The 15,298-nt window shown below is 67.8% G+C and carries 14 protein-coding genes; 3 read left to right on the top strand and 11 right to left on the bottom strand.

From position 1 onward, the window contains the following. Nucleotides 1-375 precede the first annotated feature (375 nt). From lipL to mutA, 4 genes are all read right to left on the bottom strand, one after another. The gene (gene lipL / locus ACX12F_RS13645; RefSeq protein ID WP_459370055.1) at nt 376-1,668 is read right to left on the bottom strand and encodes an esterase/beta-lactamase LipL; all 1,293 of its coding nucleotides are present in this window, start codon (nt 1,666-1,668) and stop codon (nt 376-378) included. Between the two features lie 349 nt (nt 1,669-2,017). Next, complete coding sequence (meaB, locus tag ACX12F_RS13640) at nt 2,018-2,992, bottom strand: methylmalonyl Co-A mutase-associated GTPase MeaB (RefSeq protein WP_459370054.1); 975 nt, start codon at nt 2,990-2,992, stop codon at nt 2,018-2,020. Nucleotides 2,993-3,068: 76 nt separating this feature from the next. Then, nucleotides 3,069-5,324, bottom strand: a complete 2,256-nt coding sequence (scpA, locus tag ACX12F_RS13635) for a methylmalonyl-CoA mutase (protein WP_459370053.1) — start codon at nt 5,322-5,324, stop codon at nt 3,069-3,071. Then, nucleotides 5,321-7,168, bottom strand: coding sequence for a methylmalonyl-CoA mutase small subunit (gene mutA, locus ACX12F_RS13630; protein WP_459370052.1), 1,848 nt, complete (start codon nt 7,166-7,168; stop codon nt 5,321-5,323). The genes scpA and mutA overlap by 4 nt, the downstream gene beginning before the upstream one ends. Before the next feature lie 223 nt (nt 7,169-7,391). Here mutA and ACX12F_RS13625 point away from each other — a divergent pair, with 223 nt between their 5' ends. Continuing rightward, a complete protein-coding gene (locus tag ACX12F_RS13625; RefSeq protein WP_459370051.1) occupies nt 7,392-8,111 on the top strand; it encodes a TVP38/TMEM64 family protein in 720 nt (239 codons plus the stop codon). Next, on the top strand, nt 8,108-8,578 hold the full coding sequence (locus ACX12F_RS13620; protein ID WP_459370050.1) for a nitroreductase family deazaflavin-dependent oxidoreductase: 471 nt from the start codon (nt 8,108-8,110) through the stop codon (nt 8,576-8,578). The genes ACX12F_RS13625 and ACX12F_RS13620 overlap by 4 nt, the downstream gene beginning before the upstream one ends. Here ACX12F_RS13620 and ACX12F_RS13615 read toward each other — a convergent pair. Genes ACX12F_RS13615 through ACX12F_RS13605 form a run of 3 tightly spaced genes read right to left on the bottom strand, consistent with a single transcriptional unit; the run spans nt 8,575 to nt 10,595 of the window. Continuing rightward, nucleotides 8,575-8,937: a DoxX family protein gene (locus tag ACX12F_RS13615; RefSeq protein WP_459370049.1), complete on the bottom strand. Its 363-nt coding sequence runs from the start codon at nt 8,935-8,937 to the stop codon at nt 8,575-8,577. The two genes, ACX12F_RS13620 and ACX12F_RS13615, sit on opposite strands and share 4 nt — an antisense overlap. A gap of 2 nt (nt 8,938-8,939) precedes the next feature. Next, nucleotides 8,940-10,118 (bottom strand): SPFH domain-containing protein, encoded by a 1,179-nt coding sequence (locus tag ACX12F_RS13610; protein WP_459370341.1) that lies wholly within the window; start codon nt 10,116-10,118, stop codon nt 8,940-8,942. A 45-nt stretch (nt 10,119-10,163) separates the two neighbouring features. After that, nucleotides 10,164-10,595, bottom strand: a complete 432-nt coding sequence (locus ACX12F_RS13605) for an NfeD family protein (RefSeq protein WP_459370048.1) — start codon at nt 10,593-10,595, stop codon at nt 10,164-10,166. Nucleotides 10,596-10,654: 59 nt separating this feature from the next. Here ACX12F_RS13605 and ACX12F_RS13600 point away from each other — a divergent pair, with 59 nt between their 5' ends. Then, complete coding sequence (locus ACX12F_RS13600) at nt 10,655-11,491, top strand: Rv1486c family protein (protein ID WP_459370047.1); 837 nt, start codon at nt 10,655-10,657, stop codon at nt 11,489-11,491. Between the two features lie 6 nt (nt 11,492-11,497). On the opposite strand, the gene ACX12F_RS13595 is transcribed toward ACX12F_RS13600, so the two are convergent. The 4 genes from ACX12F_RS13595 to ACX12F_RS13580 form a co-directional block, all read right to left on the bottom strand. Continuing rightward, nucleotides 11,498-12,511, bottom strand: coding sequence for a ferrochelatase (locus ACX12F_RS13595; protein ID WP_459370046.1), 1,014 nt, complete (start codon nt 12,509-12,511; stop codon nt 11,498-11,500). A gap of 92 nt (nt 12,512-12,603) precedes the next feature. After that, the gene (gene inhA / locus ACX12F_RS13590; RefSeq protein ID WP_459370045.1) at nt 12,604-13,413 is read right to left on the bottom strand and encodes an NADH-dependent enoyl-ACP reductase InhA; all 810 of its coding nucleotides are present in this window, start codon (nt 13,411-13,413) and stop codon (nt 12,604-12,606) included. 44 nt (nt 13,414-13,457) lie between these two features. Then, nucleotides 13,458-14,222, bottom strand: coding sequence for a 3-oxoacyl-ACP reductase FabG1 (gene fabG1, locus ACX12F_RS13585; protein ID WP_459370044.1), 765 nt, complete (start codon nt 14,220-14,222; stop codon nt 13,458-13,460). 86 nt (nt 14,223-14,308) lie between these two features. Next, on the bottom strand, nt 14,309-15,232 hold the full coding sequence (locus tag ACX12F_RS13580; RefSeq protein WP_459370043.1) for a DUF58 domain-containing protein: 924 nt from the start codon (nt 15,230-15,232) through the stop codon (nt 14,309-14,311). Nucleotides 15,233-15,298 lie beyond the last annotated feature (66 nt).

The following is a 15,298-nucleotide window of genomic DNA, read 5'->3' as shown; positions in this document are numbered from 1 at the left end:
GCGCCGTTGCACAGGGCGTTGGTTCGGAGCCTTTTCGAACCAGCCTCGGGCCGGAAGCATAGCGCTCCGTAGCGAACAACGTTCACCCCAGCACCGCACGCACAGAGAAGGGGCGACAGGGCGAATGTTTGCGTGGATATCGAAATTACAATTGGAGCAACATTGCAAAAATCCGATACCTACAGGCTGCAGCCATAAATCCGTATTTTCGGCAATGATCGATACACATGGTACGAAATATCTAGTGTGACGAACTCCGCTCGATGCGGGCAAAAAATCAACACGCCAGACATCTCCGGGTTCATGAAAGTACCGTGCTGAGGGCGGTCCGCATCGCTTCCGATGCGGCCGCGTATCTCGCGCGCGCAAACTTCGTCAGCCCGCCACGGGCGCCGGATCTGCATAGGTCGAACCGAACTCCGTCACCCGACAGAAACCGTTGCTGCGGGCCTGCGCGACACTGTGTCGCACCATTGCCCCGAGCGCCACGAAACCGGCCTGATCGGCAACCATGAGCGGTGTCAACAGCCGGTTGTGCACGAAGCCGAACGCCAGGCCGCGATCCGGGTCGGCCCAGCCCAACGACCCACCGAGACCGACGTGGCCGAACCCCGGCATGATGCCCGGGAACGGCAGTCCGTGATAGCCCAGGTTGAAGTCCATCGGCAGCCCGAGGCCCAAGTCGGGGAACACGCTGCCCGTGCCGCGCAGCTGCGCCACCGTGCCGGCGGACAAGAAGCGCATGCCATCGATCTGGCCACCGTTGGCGATCGCGCCGTAAACGCGGCCCAGCGATCGAGCCGTGGCCACCCCGTTGGCGCCCGGCATCTCGGAATCCAGCAGCGGGGTGTCCCCTTGAGCCATCGACCGCATACCGGTGAAGTACATCGAGCCGAACCCACCCGAGAACGGCAACTTCGCCACATACGGCGCCACCGCGTCGAAGAGCGGATTGCGGATGCGGAACTGCGGGCCGATGATCTGTGCCGGCTGCGTGGGCGCATCGGCCGACGGACGACCCAGATGCAGACCATCCACACCGAGCGGTTCCGCCAGCTCCGTGCGGAACAGCTCCCGCATGCCCTGCCCCGTCACCGCCCGGGCCAGGCCGGACAACAACCAGCCGTAGGTGATGGCGTGGTACGCCGGGCGCCCCTTCATCCAGCTCATCGGAGCCGCCGCCAACCGCTGTTCCATGAGGCGGTGGTCCATCAGCTCCTCCCGGGTGGCGCCGTTGAGCTGCGATAGCCCCGCCCGATGCCGCATCAGCTCCCGCACCGTCACGCCGGCCTTACCCTTGGCCGCGAAGGCAGGCCAGTAGTCGGCCACCGGTGCGTCGTAGGCGATCAGGCCCCGGTCGGCCAGCCGGTGGATGACGGTCGACGCCAACCCCTTGGTCGCCGAGAACACCATGGCGCCGGTGTCCGCTTCCCATGGCCGGTTGCCCCATCGGTCGGCCCACCCCGTCCATACATCGACGACCGGGACGCCGTCGAGGTACACCGAGAGGGCGCCGCCGCCGAGAAAGCGGCTGGGGAACATGGCAGAAAAGGCCCGCACCACGTTTGCGAAATTGGGGTCAGCGGCACCGTGAACGCCCTGCGGAAGGGGCCCGCCGGCGGACCGGAGAGGCGCGACATTGCGCTCCCGGCGAAAAGCGTTGGTCATTACCAAATGATGACCTGCCGTTGCCGCCGATCATCTCCGACGTTATCAATCTGTTAACTAAATAGTCTGGCGCGCGCGGCCGGAAATTCACTTCAAGATCGCAGCTACGCCGGCGTAACTCGTTGCGAAAAGTCGACTACGCCGACAGTTTTTCGTGGTCACAGCAGATATCTGGCGACATTGACCGGTAGCCATATCCATCCGACCGCCGTTTTCGGCGGGAATGCGGCACGCCGCTGAACACACCAACATTTGGTTTCGCCAAACGCGCGGCCCGAAAACACCCGGCCCGTGCCCGATATCACGCCGGCGGCACCCGTCGGCGTGATACCGAGGGGAACGCCGTCCGTCAGTTCGCGAGGTCGATGATGCGCTGCGCCGCCAGTGCGGGTGTGAGTTCGCCGTCGCGCACCTGACGTTCCACCTCGTCGCGGTGCGCCTTGACGGCCGGGTTCGACAGCACGCGGTCCAAGACGGTGTCCCGCACCATGGTCCAGGTCCAGTCCACCTGCTGAGCCCGGCGCCGGGCTTCGAATTGGCCCGCCGCGCTGAGAGTGTCCCGATGCTTGAGCACCGTGTCCCACATCTCGGCCAGACCGTCGCCACGTAGCGCACTCATCGTGAGCACCGGCGGCCGCCACAGGGTGTCACGCGGATAGATCAGCCGGATGGCACCCGAGAGCTCGCGGGCCGCGGCCTTGGCTTCGATGGCATGCTCACCGTCGGCCTTGTTGACCACGATGACGTCGGCCAGCTCCAGCACACCTTTTTTGATGCCCTGCAACTGATCGCCGGTGCGAGCCAGGGTCAGGAAGACGAAGGTATCGACCATGTTGGCCACCGTTACCTCGGACTGCCCGACGCCGACGGTCTCGACCAGGACGACGTCGTAACCGGCCGCCTCGAGCAGCACGATGGTCTCTCGGGTGGCCTTGGCCACCCCGCCGAGGGTGCCCGACGTCGGCGACGGCCGGATGTATGCCTCGGGCTGCACCGCCAGCTGAGCCATCCGGGTCTTGTCACCCAGGATCGAGCCACCGGTGCGGGTCGACGACGGGTCGACAGCCAGCACCGCGACGCGGTGTCCCTGCCCGATCAGGTACATACCGAGCGCTTCGATCGTGGTCGACTTCCCCACCCCGGGCACGCCGGTGATGCCGACGTGCAGCGCCCGGCCCGCTTCGGGGGTGAGCTCGAGCAGCAGCTGCTGCGCGGCATCACGATGGTCGGCCCGGGTGGACTCGACCAGTGTGATGGCCCGCGCCAACGCCGCACGATCGCCGGCGCGGATCTTCGTGGCAAGTTCCGGTATTGGTGTGCTCATCGTCGTATCACCGGCGAAACGGTGTTCCAGCAGAAGAAGTGCGAGTAGCAGCCTGCTGGAATGCCGTTTCGGCGCATCAGAGCTTGTAGCCCAGCCGCTCGGCGAGCTTGCCCAACAAGCCGATCGCGGCCTCGGCGATCACGGTGCCGGGCGGGAAGATCGCCGCGGCGCCCGCGGCGTACAACTCGTCGAAGTCGCCCGGCGGGATCACGCCGCCGACCACGATCATGATGTCCGGACGCCCGACCTCGGCCAGTGCATCGCGCAGTGCGGGCACCAGCGTCAGGTGACCAGCGGCCAGCGACGACACCCCGACGACGTGCACGTCGTTGTCCGCCGCCTGCCGCGCCACCTCGTCGGGCGTGGAGAACAGCGAGCCGACGTCCACGTCGAAGCCGATGTCGGCGAATGCCGTGGCGATCACCTTCTGGCCGCGGTCGTGACCGTCCTGGCCCATCTTGGCCACCAGGATGCGGGGCCGACGGCCGTCGGCCTCGGCGAACTTCTCGACCAATTCCGTTGCGGTGCTCACGTTTCCGGCCTTCCCCACCTCGTCGCGGTAGACGCCGGCGATGGTCCGGATCTCGGCCTGGTGCCGGCCGTACACCTTCTCCAGGGCGTCGGAAATCTCGCCGACGGTCGCCTTGGCGCGGGCCGCGTTGATGGCCAGCGCCATCAGGTTGTTGCCCAGGCCGTCTTCCCCGGCATGACCGGATTCGCCTGCGGCACGGGTCAATTCGGCCAGCGCGGCCTGAGTGGCGGCCTCGTCGCGGTCGGCCCGCAGCTGCGCGAGCTTGGCGAGCTGCTCGGCGCGCACGCGGCTGTTCTCGACCTTGAGGACCTCGATCTCCTGGTCCTCGTCGACCTGGTACTTGTTGACGCCGATCACCGTCTGGGCACCGGAGTCGATCCGAGCCTGGGTGCGAGCGGCAGCCTCTTCGATACGCAGCTTCGGAATGCCCTCGCCGATGGCCTGCGCCATGCCGCCGTGCTCGGCGACCTCCTTGATGTGGGCGCGGGCCTTCTCGGCGAGCTGGTGAGTCAGCCACTCGACGTAGTACGAGCCGCCCCACGGGTCGATGGGCCTCGTGGTGCCCGACTCCTGTTGCAACAGCAGCTGAGTGTTACGGGCGATGCGGGCCGAGAAGTCGGTGGGCAGCGCCAGCGCCTCGTCGAGGGCGTTGGTGTGCAGCGACTGGGTGTGGCCCTGGGTGGCGGCCATGGCCTCGATGCAGGTGCGGGCCACGTTGTTGAACGGGTCCTGCGCTGTCAGTGACCAGCCGGAGGTCTGCGAGTGGGTACGCAGCGACAGCGACTTGTCACTCTTCGGCGCGAACTCGGCGACCAGCTCGCTCCACAACAGACGGCCGGCACGCAGCTTGGCCACCTCCATGAAGAAGTTCATGCCGATGCCCCAGAAGAAGGACAGCCGGGGCGCGAACTTGTCGATGTCCAGCCCGGCCTCGAGGCCGGCCTTGATGTACTCCACACCGTCGGCCAGCGTGTAGGCCAGCTCCAAATCCGCTGTGGCGCCGGCCTCTTGGATGTGGTAGCCCGAGATGGAAATCGAGTTGAACTTCGGCATCTTGGTGCTGGTGTAGCCGAAGATGTCCGAGATGATCCGCATCGACGACTTCGGCGGGTAGATGTAGGTGTTGCGGACCATGAACTCTTTGAGGATGTCGTTCTGGATGGTCCCGGCCAGTTTCTCCGGCGGCACGCCCTGTTCTTCAGCGGCGACGACGTAGAGCGCGAGGATGGGCAGCACCGCGCCGTTCATCGTCATCGAGACGCTGACACTGCCCAGGTCGATGCCGTCGAACAGCTGGCGCATATCGAGGATGGAATCGATTGCCACACCAGCCATTCCGACGTCGCCCTGGACGCGGGGGTGGTCCGAGTCGTAGCCGCGGTGGGTGGCGAGGTCGAACGCGACCGACAGACCCTTCTGGCCGGCGGCCAGGTTGCGCCGGTAGAACGCATTGGATTCTGCGGCGGTGGAGAACCCGGCGTACTGCCGGATGGTCCACGGCTGGTTCACGTACATGGTCGGGTACGGCCCGCGGATGAACGGCGGGGTGCCCGGGAAGGTGTCCAGCGGGTAGCCCGCTTGAGTCGCGGCATCCCTGTCTTGAGCGATGTACACCGGCTTGACGTCGATGCCCTCGGGGGTCGACCAGGTGAGCTGCGCCGCGGTATAGCCGTGGGCGCCGGCCGCGTCGGCGACGTGGGTGTCGACGGCGTCCGCGGTTGGCGCGGTGGCGGCCTCGCCCTGCAGCGGAACGTCGGCGAAGCTGGCGATGGGGTTGGCCTCAGTCGCGGTCATTGTCATGCCCCCAATCGGGTGAGCAGGGTGGAAAGCGCTTCGACGGCATCGATTTTCATGGTCAGGTACGCATCGGGTTTATCAGCGGCAGCGGCCACCGCCTTCTCCGGTCCGGCAAGGTAGACGTGCGCGACGCCGGCCGCGCGGGCGGCCTTGATGACGTCACCGGCTTCCTCGGCGTAGCGGGCGTCGGTGCCGCAAACCACCGCGGCGACCTGGCCGGCGGCGGCGGCCGCAGCACCCGCAGCGTCGACGGTTCCGGGGTTGACGGCTTCGATACCTCCGGAGGCCAGCAGGTTCGAGGCGAACGTGGTGCGGATGTTGTGCTCGGCCAGCGGTCCGACGGGCAGCAGCACCGCCTGCGGCCGCTTGCCGGTCTTCGCCAGGTAGGCGTCGGAGCGGTTGCGCAGCGCCTCGAATGCCGCCGCGTACCGGACCACGCCGGGGAACGAATCAGTCTGTGCGAGTGCGTTTTCCTCGAGGTTCGGGAACTCGTTCACACCCGTGAGGGCGGTGCGCCGGTGCGCGATGTCGTCGGCACGCCGGGCCGCGACCTCGGCGATCTGGGCACTCAGGTAATCGCGGGCCGCGACAAATCCACCCCGCGATTCCAGGTCCTGGAACTTCGCCCAGGCCTGCTGCGCCAGCTGGTCGGTGAGGTCCTCGACGAACCATGAGCCGCCCGACGGGTCGACGACCCGGCCCAGGTGCGACTCCTCCAGCAGCAACAGCTGAGTGTTGCGGGCCATGCGCCGGCTGAAAGTGACTGCGGTTCCGGGCAATCCGCCGGCGATGGCGGCGTCGAACGTCTCGACCAACACGGTGTCGGCACCGCCGACACCGGCGGCGAACGCGGCGAGCGTGGTGCGCAGCATGTTCACCCACGGGTCGCGCTGCGACATCATGGCCTTGGAGGTGACGGCGTGAATCGTTGCGGCACCGGCGTCAGGTGCACCGACGACCTCAGCAACCCGCGCCCAAAGCTGGCGCGCCGCCCGGAGTTTGGCGATCGTGGCGAACTGATCGTCGTCGGCCGCGAAACGGAAACTGATCTGCCGCAACGCATCAGCGGCGGACAGCCCGCTGCCGGTGAGCAGGCGCAGGTAGGCGACACCGGCGGCGATGGCACCCGCGAGTTCCAGGGAGGCACTGGCGCCGAGGTTGTGCAACGCGGCGGCGTCGACCGTGACGGCGCGCACTCCCCCGTCGTACTCGGTCAGCTTCGCCGCGGTGGCGATGACGTCGGCTTCGGCCGCGGCGGCGCGACCCGACAGCGGCGCCGTCAGCGGGTCGGCGCCGAGGTCGATCGACAACCGGCCGCGCTGGTCGGCGTCGAACGGCTTCACCAGCGCGAGCAGCTGGTCGGCGGCACCGGCAACGTCGGCGCCGGCATCGAGGAGCACCGGAACCAGGTCCAGGAAGACACCTTCGAATACGCGATCCAGCTGGTCGACGGGGACGCCGCCCGTTCCGACCCGAACCTCGAGGGCACTGGTGCCGTCGGTCAGGGCAAGCAGGATGGCCCCGTTGACCAGGCGGGCGTCGGCGACTTCAGTGTCGCTGGAGATCGGGAAGGATTCGGTCACCTTCCAGCCGGCGAGCACGTCGCGGTGGGCGTCACCGCCACGGGTGAAAGGCCAGTGTCCGGGCAGCGAGGGCTCGGCCAGGCCGTCCAGGCTGGTGTAGAGGGGACGGACCGGGAATCCGTCATAAGTGGGTGTATCGAGCAGACGCTCGGGGTCTGCCGGCAGCTCCTCGACTGCCTTGCGGGTGCTCTTGGCGAGCACGCCGGCGACGTTCTCTTGCCACCGCGCGTAGCGGTCCCGAACGGTGGACGCGTCGACAGTCACCGGCGACTCCCAATCTTTCGGCCATCAGACATATGGCACTGCATGCAGAAATGCCTATCACACTTGAATTCGAGGCTAAATCACGCAGGTCGCTACTACCCAGTAGCTCCACCGCACACCAGCTGTCCATACCTCTGACGGCGACGAGTTGCCGCGATCGACCTCCCAACGCACCCGCTCCTGACAGCGGTGATCAGCCGGTCGCCCCGTACCCTTGGAAGACGTGAACTCCGTTGTCAGCGCGCTGCGCATGGTCCTGTCTGCGGTGCAAGCCACTGCAGCGCAGATGCCGCCCAGACGAGCCGCCGGCATCGGAACGGTGATTGTGATTCTTGTCGCAATGGCGATCTGGGTACCGTTGCCCAACGCGGTCGAGATGCGTGACTGGGCGGCCGCGGCGGGGCCGTGGTTCCCGTTGGCCTTCCTGCTGGCCCACACCGTCGTCACGGTGCTGCCGTTCCCCCGTACCGCTTTCACCCTCGCCGCAGGGCTGTTGTTCGGTTCCGCCCTCGGCGTCACGCTCGCCGTCATCGCCAGCACGCTGAGCGCGTTGATCGCGCTCTGGCTGGTGCGGGTGCTGGGCTGGCACCTGAGCAAGTTGTCGCACAAGCACATCGACAGCCTCGATGCCCGGCTCAAGGAACGGGGCTGGGCGGCGATCTTGTCGATGCGCATGATCCCGGCCGTGCCGTTCTCGGTGCTCAACTATGCGGCCGGGGCCTCATCGGTCCGGGTGCTGCCGTACGCGATCGCCACGTTCTTCGGCCTGCTGCCGGGCACCGCGGCGGTCGTCATCCTCGGCGACGCACTCACGGGACAGATTCGGCCGTCGCTGCTGGTCGTGTCGGCCTGCACCGCGACCATCGGAATCGGCGGACTGATCTACGAGGTCCGGCTCCATCGCCGCGCCCACGCCGCTGCACAGGACACCGTGGGCTCATGAGCGCACTCGCCGACCTCGGCGCCCGGATGCTGCGTAACCGCCGCCTGGTGCGGGCCCCCGTCTGGCTGTACCGGGCGCGGTTGGGCGCACTGCTCGGCTCGCGCATGCTGATGCTCGAGCATGTCGGCCGCAGCTCTGGTCAGCGTCGCTACGTCGTACTCGAAATCGTCGACCGGCCGCACGCCGGCACCTTCGTCGTGGCCTCCGGGTTCGGGACCACCGCGCAGTGGTTCCGCAACGTCTGTGCCAATCCCCGGGTCCGGCTCTGGATCGGCAGCCGCGGCGCCGCACCTGCGACGGCCCGGGTGCTCGATCAGGCCGAAACCGATCGGACGCTGGGCGACTACCGGACCCGCCACCCCAAGTACTGGGAGCAGTTCCGGCCGGTGCTCGAACAGACGCTCGGTCAGTCGATCGGGGACCGCGACATCCCGCTACCGATGGTGGAACTGCGGCTGCAGCCCTAGGCCTCGCGCTCGGGCAGCCCTTTCGCTGTCATCGCGCTGAACAGCGCCAGGAACAGCACAGCCGGCGCGGCGTTCTGGGGCTTGTCGTGGGCTTTGACATGCGCGGTGACGGCGAGCGTGAAGTACAGGGCCAGCATCGCCGTAGTCAGCCGCGCGAGTGCCGAATTCCGTTGTCCGGCAAGCAGACCCACGGCAGCTGCCGCCTTGGACCCGACCAGGACCCACCGGTACTCCAGCGGGAAGTTCACCCCGGTCAGCGACTTCTCGATGGGCGCGACGGGCACGGCACACGCCACGGCATCGCCGGCGAGAAACAATGCCAGCGCGGTGTAGGTCTTGCGGGACGTCAACAGGCTCATCGTCACCTCGCGTGTTGCCCGGCGGACGGGTCGATTTCAGGGGTCTGGCGCGACTCTATCGGCTGCGTCGGCGGGGCCGGCGGCACCGACAGTGGCGGCGCGCTGTAGCCCGGCTGCTGGACCGGGGTGCGGGCCTCGGCCTCGGCCTTCGCGACCGCCTGTGCGATGGCCGGGTCGGTCTGGGTGGAGAACCAGTCAGCGACCTCGTCGTCGTCATCGCGCACCGGAGTCTCGTCGACGGGCGACGGCGTGTAGCGGAACACCCCGTCCTCCCCCGGCGCTCCGAGCAGTTTGGTGAAACCCTGTAGCGCAGAACCGAAATCGCTGGGCACGACCCACACCTTGTTCGCTTCGCCCTTCGCCATCTGCGGGAGGGTCTGCAGGTACTGGTAGGCCAGCAGCTCCGGCGTGGGCCGGCCGGCCTTGATGGCGGCGAACGTCTTCTCGATGGCCTTCGCCTGGCCCTGCGCATTCAGGTACTGCGCGGCGCGTTCACCCTGGGCGCGCAGGATGCGCGACTGCCGGTCCGCCTCGGCCGCCAGGATCGCGGCCTGCTTGGCACCCTCCGCCGACAGGATCTGCGACTGCTTGGCACCCTCCGCCTGCTTGATCGATGCCTCCCGACTGCCTTCCGCCATCAGAATCATGGCGCGCTTCTCCCGGTCGGCCCGCATCTGTTTTTCCATCGACTCCTGGATCGACGGTGGCGGATCGATGCTGCGCAGCTCCACCCGGGCGACCCGCAGGCCCCACCGGCCGGTGGCCTCGTCGAGCACGCCGCGCAGCTGGGCGTTGATCGAGTCGCGAGAAGTCAGCGCCTGCTCCAGCGTCATACCGCCGACGACGTTGCGCAGCGTCGTGGTTGTCAGCTGCTCGACGCCGACGATGTAATTGCTGATCTGGTACACCGCGGCCTGCGGGCTGGTCACCTGGAAGTAGACGACGGTGTCGATGTTGACCGTCAGGTTGTCCTCGGTGATCACCGGCTGCGGCGGGAACGACACCACCCGCTCACGCAGGTCGACCCGCGCCCGGATCTTGTCGATGAACGGCAGCAGCAGCGTCAACTGCCCCGAGACCGTCTTGCTGTAGCGGCCCAGCCGCTCGATGACCGCCGCCTCGGCCTGCGGGATGAGCGCCACCGATTTGACCACCACGACGATGGCCAGTGCCACCAGCATCAGCAGAAGAACAAGTGCACCAGTCAATTTCAGCTCCCCTTGGGTTCAGATGGTCCGGAAGACCACCGCGGTCGCGCCGTCGATCCGCACCACCGTGACGTGATCGCCGGGCTCGAAGACATCGTCGTCGTCCAGCGGACGCGCCGTCCAGATTTCGCCGTCGAGTTTTACCTGCCCTTCATGGCGGGCCACCCGATCGAGGACCAGTGCGGTCTTGCCTTCCAAGGCCTTCACCGGCTCCGGCAGGCCCGGGGCGCCCAACCGCCTGCGCAACGCCGGCCGCACCAGGACCAGCAGCAGGACCGACACGATGAGGAAGGAAGCGCCGTCGGCCCAGATGGGCCAGTCGGTGGCCCAGCTGAGGCCCGCCGTCGCCAGGGCGCCGCCGGAGAGCATGAGCAGGAACATGTCACCGGTGAGCGCTTCGGCACCGGCGAGCCCGATGGCCAAGACGAGCCACAGCAACGGCACCGGCATGCGACCAGAGTAGCGCCTTGCAGGCGTTATGGGCCGGAGCGTTTTACACTGCGTGCATCATGTGGTGTCCGAGTGTTTCACTGACGGTGTGGGCCAATGCCTGGCATGCCGGCCTGGCCGCACCTGACGATGTCCTGGATGCGTTGTCGCCTTGGGCGCCACGGCATTCCATTGCCGCCTACGACGCAGTGGCGGCCAGCCGGACCGGTCTGCCATGGCCGGACCTGACCAACTACGGCGGCGTCACGTTGCTCCAGACGCTGCGGCATGCCGCCGGTGCGGCGCGCTCGGAGCCGGCCATGAACCTGGTACTGCCCGTACCCGGCGATGTCCGCGGTCTGCCCCCTGGCACCCAGTTCCAGCAGGACGCCATCGACGCGGGCGAAGCCGTCGTCGTCACCTCGAACTACGGCGAAGCCGTCGGGCTGGTCCCCGATTTCGAATACGAGGACGACACCGACGACGCCGAGGTCAAGGCGCTGTCCTGGACGGTGTACTCGCTGCCGACCGCACCGGTGGTCGGCCACTTCGACCTCGGTGACGAGGAGTACCGGTTGCGCGACGCGGTCCGGTCCGCGGCCGATGCGCTCGGGCGCCTGCGGGCCGAACCGGGTTCGGACATCGACGATCCGCGCGAAATGGTCGAGCAGTTGCTCGAGGCCGGACACCTGCACCGGCTGCCGGACCACGCCCCCACCCGGGCGGTGCGGGTGCTGGAGACGGCTGCCCACATCGACGCGATCATCACCGTCAGCGCCGGGCTGGCGCCCATCGGCCTGCAGAGCGCATCGGAGATGCAGATCGCCAGCGAGGCCATGCGGCCGCTCGCCGACGTCGTGCGCTCCGCCCGGCTGGCCGCGGTGACGGCCATCCTGCACTCCGCCTGGGAGCGCTAGGCCCCGTCAGTCGCCGCAGCAGCGCGGCAGGCACAATGCGCCGTTGACGCTGCAGCCGTGACCGGGCACGGGATCCGGGCCCTCGACCCGCGCCGGCGTCGCTCCCGTGCGCAGCTCCTCGACCAGCGCCGCCGCCAACCGGGCGAAACGCGGATCGGCATTGGGAGTCGTGGTGCGCGCCAACGTGATTCCCGCCTCGGCGGCCTGCTCGGCCAGTTCGTTGTCGAGGTCCCACACCACCTCGATGTGGTCGGCGACGAACCCGATGGGGCAGACGATGACGGCCTTGGTGCCGGCGTCCGCGAGCGTCGCCAGATGATCACCTATATCCGGTGCCAGCCACGGGATTTGGGGCGGCCCGGACCGGGACTGCCAGACCTGGTCGTACTCGTCGTATCCGGCGGCGGCGGCGACCAGCCGGGTGGCGTAGCCGACCTGACGGCTGTAGAGCCGCGGCCCGTCCCGTTCATCGACCCGGACGGGAATCGAGTGCGCGGTGAACACGAGCCGGGCATCGTCGCGCAGTTCGGCGGGCAACTGGGCGGCGGCTTCGCCGATCGCTTCGGCGAACATCTCGACGAACAGCGGATGGTCGAAGTACTGGCGCAGCTTCACCAGTTCCGGCGCCTGCGGCCCGGCCGCGGCGCGGCCCCGCGCGATGTCCTCGAGGTACTGCCGGCAGCTGGAGAAACCGCCCCATGCCGAGGTGGTGAATACCGCGGCGCGACGAACTCCGTTGTCCCGCATGGCGGTAACCGTGTCTTCGATATATGGATCCCAGTTACGGTTACCGAAGTACACCGGCAGCTCCGGCATCGCCGCCTCGAGCTCCGAGATCAGCGCCCGGTTGATGCCGTTGATCGGCGACGCACCCCCGAAATGCAGGTAGTGCTCGGCGACGGCGTCCAGGCGCTCGGGCGGTACCCCACGTCCGCGCGTCACGTTCTCCAGGAACGGACGGACGTCGTCGGGGCCGTCCGGCCCGCCGAACGACAACAGCAGTAATGCGTCAAAGTCCACGAGTTCGCTCCTCTAAGACGCGAAACGGCGTTCCGGCAGGCGAAGTGCGAGAGCACGCCTGCTGGAACGCCGTTTCGGCGGAAACAAGACAATCAGAGCAGCTGGGTGCTGGCGCCACCATCGGCGTAGATGATCGAACCGGTGGTCGCGGGCAGCCACTCGGACAGCAGCGCACAGACGGTCTTGGCGACCGGCGTCGGGTCCTTCATGTTCCAGCCGATCGGCGCGCGCTGGTCCCAGCCCTCTTCCAGCAGCTGCATCTGCTGGCCGGCCTCGTCGCCGAGGGCGCCACCGACGATAGCGCTCATGGCCAGGGTCCGGATGGGGCCTGCCGCAACAAGATTGGAGCGCACACCGTACTTGCCGGCCTCGCGTGCGACGAATCGGTTGACCGACTCGAGTGCGCTCTTGGCGACCGTCATCCAGTTGTAGGCGGGCATGGCGCGGGTCGGGTCGAAGTCCATGCCGACGATGCCGCCGCCCTCGTTCATGATCGGCAGCAGCGCCTTGGCAAGCGAGGCGTAGGAGTACGCCGAGATGTGGATGCCCTTGGCGACATCCTCGTACGGGGCATCGAAGAACGGGTTGATGCCCATGCCGCTCTGCGGCATGAAGCCGATGGAGTGCACGACGCCGTCGAGCTTGTTGCCCTCGCCGATCACCTCGGTGACGCGCTCGCCGAGCGAGGCCAGGTGCTCTTCGTTCTGCACATCGAGCTCCAGCAGCGGCGCCGGATTCGGCAGCCGGTCGGCGATGCGCTGGATGAGCTTCATCCGATCGAAGCCGGTGAGCACCAGCTCAGCACCCTGTTCCTGGGCGACCTTCGCGATGTGGAACGCGATGGACGAGTCGGTGATGATCCCGGTGACCAGGATCCGCTTGCCTTCGAGCAAACCTGCCATTGTGCTGACTCCTTCTGAGTTCTGGTAAGCCAAAGAATGTGGGGTCAGTGACCCATGCCCATGCCGCCGTCCACCGGGATCACCGCACCGGCGATGTAGCCCGCGTCCTCGGACGCCAGGAAGCTGACGGCACCGGCGACCTCTTCGGCGGTGCCCACGCGCTTGGCCGGGATGAACTCCAGCGCACCTTCCTGGATGCGCTCGTCGAGGGCGCGCGTCATCTCGGTGTCGATGTAACCGGGGGCGACGACGTTGGCGGTCACGCCCGCCTTGGAGAGCTCACGGGAGATGGAGCGCGCCATGCCGATCAAGCCGGCTTTGGCGGCCGCGTAGTTGGCCTGGTTGCCGATGCCCCACATGCCCGAGACCGAGCCGATGTAGATGATCCGGCCGAACCGCTTGCGCTGCATGCTGCGCGAGGCCCGCTGGGTGACCCGGAACGCGCCCGTGAGGTTGGCGTTGATGACCTCGGTGAACCGCTCCTCGGTCATGCGCATCAGGAACGCGTCCTTGGAGATGCCGGCGTTGGACACCAGCACCTCGACGGGGCCCTGGTGCTCCTCGACCTCTTTGAACGCACGGTCGATGGCCTCGGTGTCGGTGACGTCACACTCGACGCCGAACAGGCCCTCGGGCGCACCGGAACCGCGGTGGGTCACCGCAACCTTGTGGCCGTCGGCGGCCAGGCGCTGCGCGATGGCCAGGCCGATGCCCCGGTTACCACCGGTGACCAGCACGGAACGGGAAACGAAAGCCGGGCGACCGCCGACAGGCGTGGCGGCACTTTCCGTGGCAACACTGTCACTCATGGTGGTCAACTTATCGTCTCAGCCGGTGCGGGCCGAAATCGGCGCGCTACAGCGCGCCGCACGGCGGTCTGGGCAACTACCGACGGCTACCGGGCCGCCATGGCGCCGCGGCGGCGGTTCGCCACGAACCGGACGACGTCGGCGATCCAGTCCCGGTCGGTGCGCAGCGTCAGCAGCGGGGCGTCGCATCGGCGCAGCGTGCGGGCCACCTCGTCGCGATGGGCCTGCGCGGCCCGGGCGAAGTCGTCGCGGAGTTGTTCGTCGATGGTGAATTCCTTGGTGATGCCGGACTCGGCGTCCTGCAGCACCACGTCGCCGATGGCCGGCAGCTCCACATCACGGGGGTCGATGATCTCGATGCCCAGTACCTCGTGCCGCCCAGAGATGGCCCGTAGCGGGCGCATCCAGTTGATGGGCCCCAGGAAATCGCTGATGATCACCGCCATGCCGCGCCGCCGCTCTGGCCGCCGCAGCGCATCGATGGCCGCCGCCAGGTCACCGCGGACCCCGACGGGCGCCTTCGGTGTGGTGGCGATGGCGCGCAGCAGCTCCTGCTCGTGCAGCCGCCCCGACAGCGCCGGCACCCGGCGCACGGTGTCGCCATTGGAGATGATGGCGCCGAGCCGGTTGCCGCCACCGCTGTTAAGGAAGGCGATCGCGGCCGCCGCCGCGACAGCCAGATCGCGCTTCTCGCAGCCAGCGGTGCCGAAGTCCAGGCTCGCCGACATGTCGACGACCAGCCATGTTTCGAGTTCGCGGTCCGCGATCATCTGCCGCACGTGCGGATGCGTGGTGCGGGCCGTCACCGACCAGTCCATCCGGCGGACGTCGTCACCCGGCTGGTAGAGCCGTGACTCCCCCGGCTCCGAGCCGGGACCCGGCATCAGGCCCTGGTAGTCACCGTGCAACACCCCGTCCAGCTTGCGGCGGATGGTGAGTTCGAGCTTGCGCAGCGCGGCCGACAGTTCGGGGTCCCGTATCTGGCCGCGCTGCAGCGACGGCAGATCCACCGACCTGCCGGACCGCGGCGAAGCCGAACGATCAGACGACTTCGGCGAAGCCGAACGGTCAGACCC

The organism is Mycolicibacterium sp. HS_4_1 (assembly GCF_054515875.1).
This window is presented reverse-complemented; position numbering and strand designations above follow the sequence as displayed.

What these genes read in the sequence shown, in the direction of transcription:
- ACX12F_RS13620 (WP_459370050.1), top strand. Translation starts at nt 8,108, where the DNA reads ATGAGCGCACTCGCCGACCTCGGCGCCCGGATGCTGCGTAACCGCCGC.
- scpA (WP_459370053.1), bottom strand. Translation starts at nt 5,324, where the DNA reads ATGACAATGACCGCGACTGAGGCCAACCCCATCGCCAGCTTCGCCGAC.
- ACX12F_RS13610 (WP_459370341.1), bottom strand. Translation starts at nt 10,118, where the DNA reads ATGCTGGTGGCACTGGCCATCGTCGTGGTGGTCAAATCGGTGGCGCTC.
- ACX12F_RS13600 (WP_459370047.1), top strand. Translation starts at nt 10,655, where the DNA reads ATGTGGTGTCCGAGTGTTTCACTGACGGTGTGGGCCAATGCCTGGCAT.
- ACX12F_RS13615 (WP_459370049.1), bottom strand. Translation starts at nt 8,937, where the DNA reads ATGAGCCTGTTGACGTCCCGCAAGACCTACACCGCGCTGGCATTGTTT.
- ACX12F_RS13605 (WP_459370048.1), bottom strand. Translation starts at nt 10,595, where the DNA reads ATGCCGGTGCCGTTGCTGTGGCTCGTCTTGGCCATCGGGCTCGCCGGT.
- fabG1 (WP_459370044.1), bottom strand. Translation starts at nt 14,222, where the DNA reads ATGAGTGACAGTGTTGCCACGGAAAGTGCCGCCACGCCTGTCGGCGGT.
- meaB (WP_459370054.1), bottom strand. Translation starts at nt 2,992, where the DNA reads ATGAGCACACCAATACCGGAACTTGCCACGAAGATCCGCGCCGGCGAT.
- lipL (WP_459370055.1), bottom strand. Translation starts at nt 1,668, where the DNA reads ATGACCAACGCTTTTCGCCGGGAGCGCAATGTCGCGCCTCTCCGGTCC.
- inhA (WP_459370045.1), bottom strand. Translation starts at nt 13,413, where the DNA reads ATGGCAGGTTTGCTCGAAGGCAAGCGGATCCTGGTCACCGGGATCATC.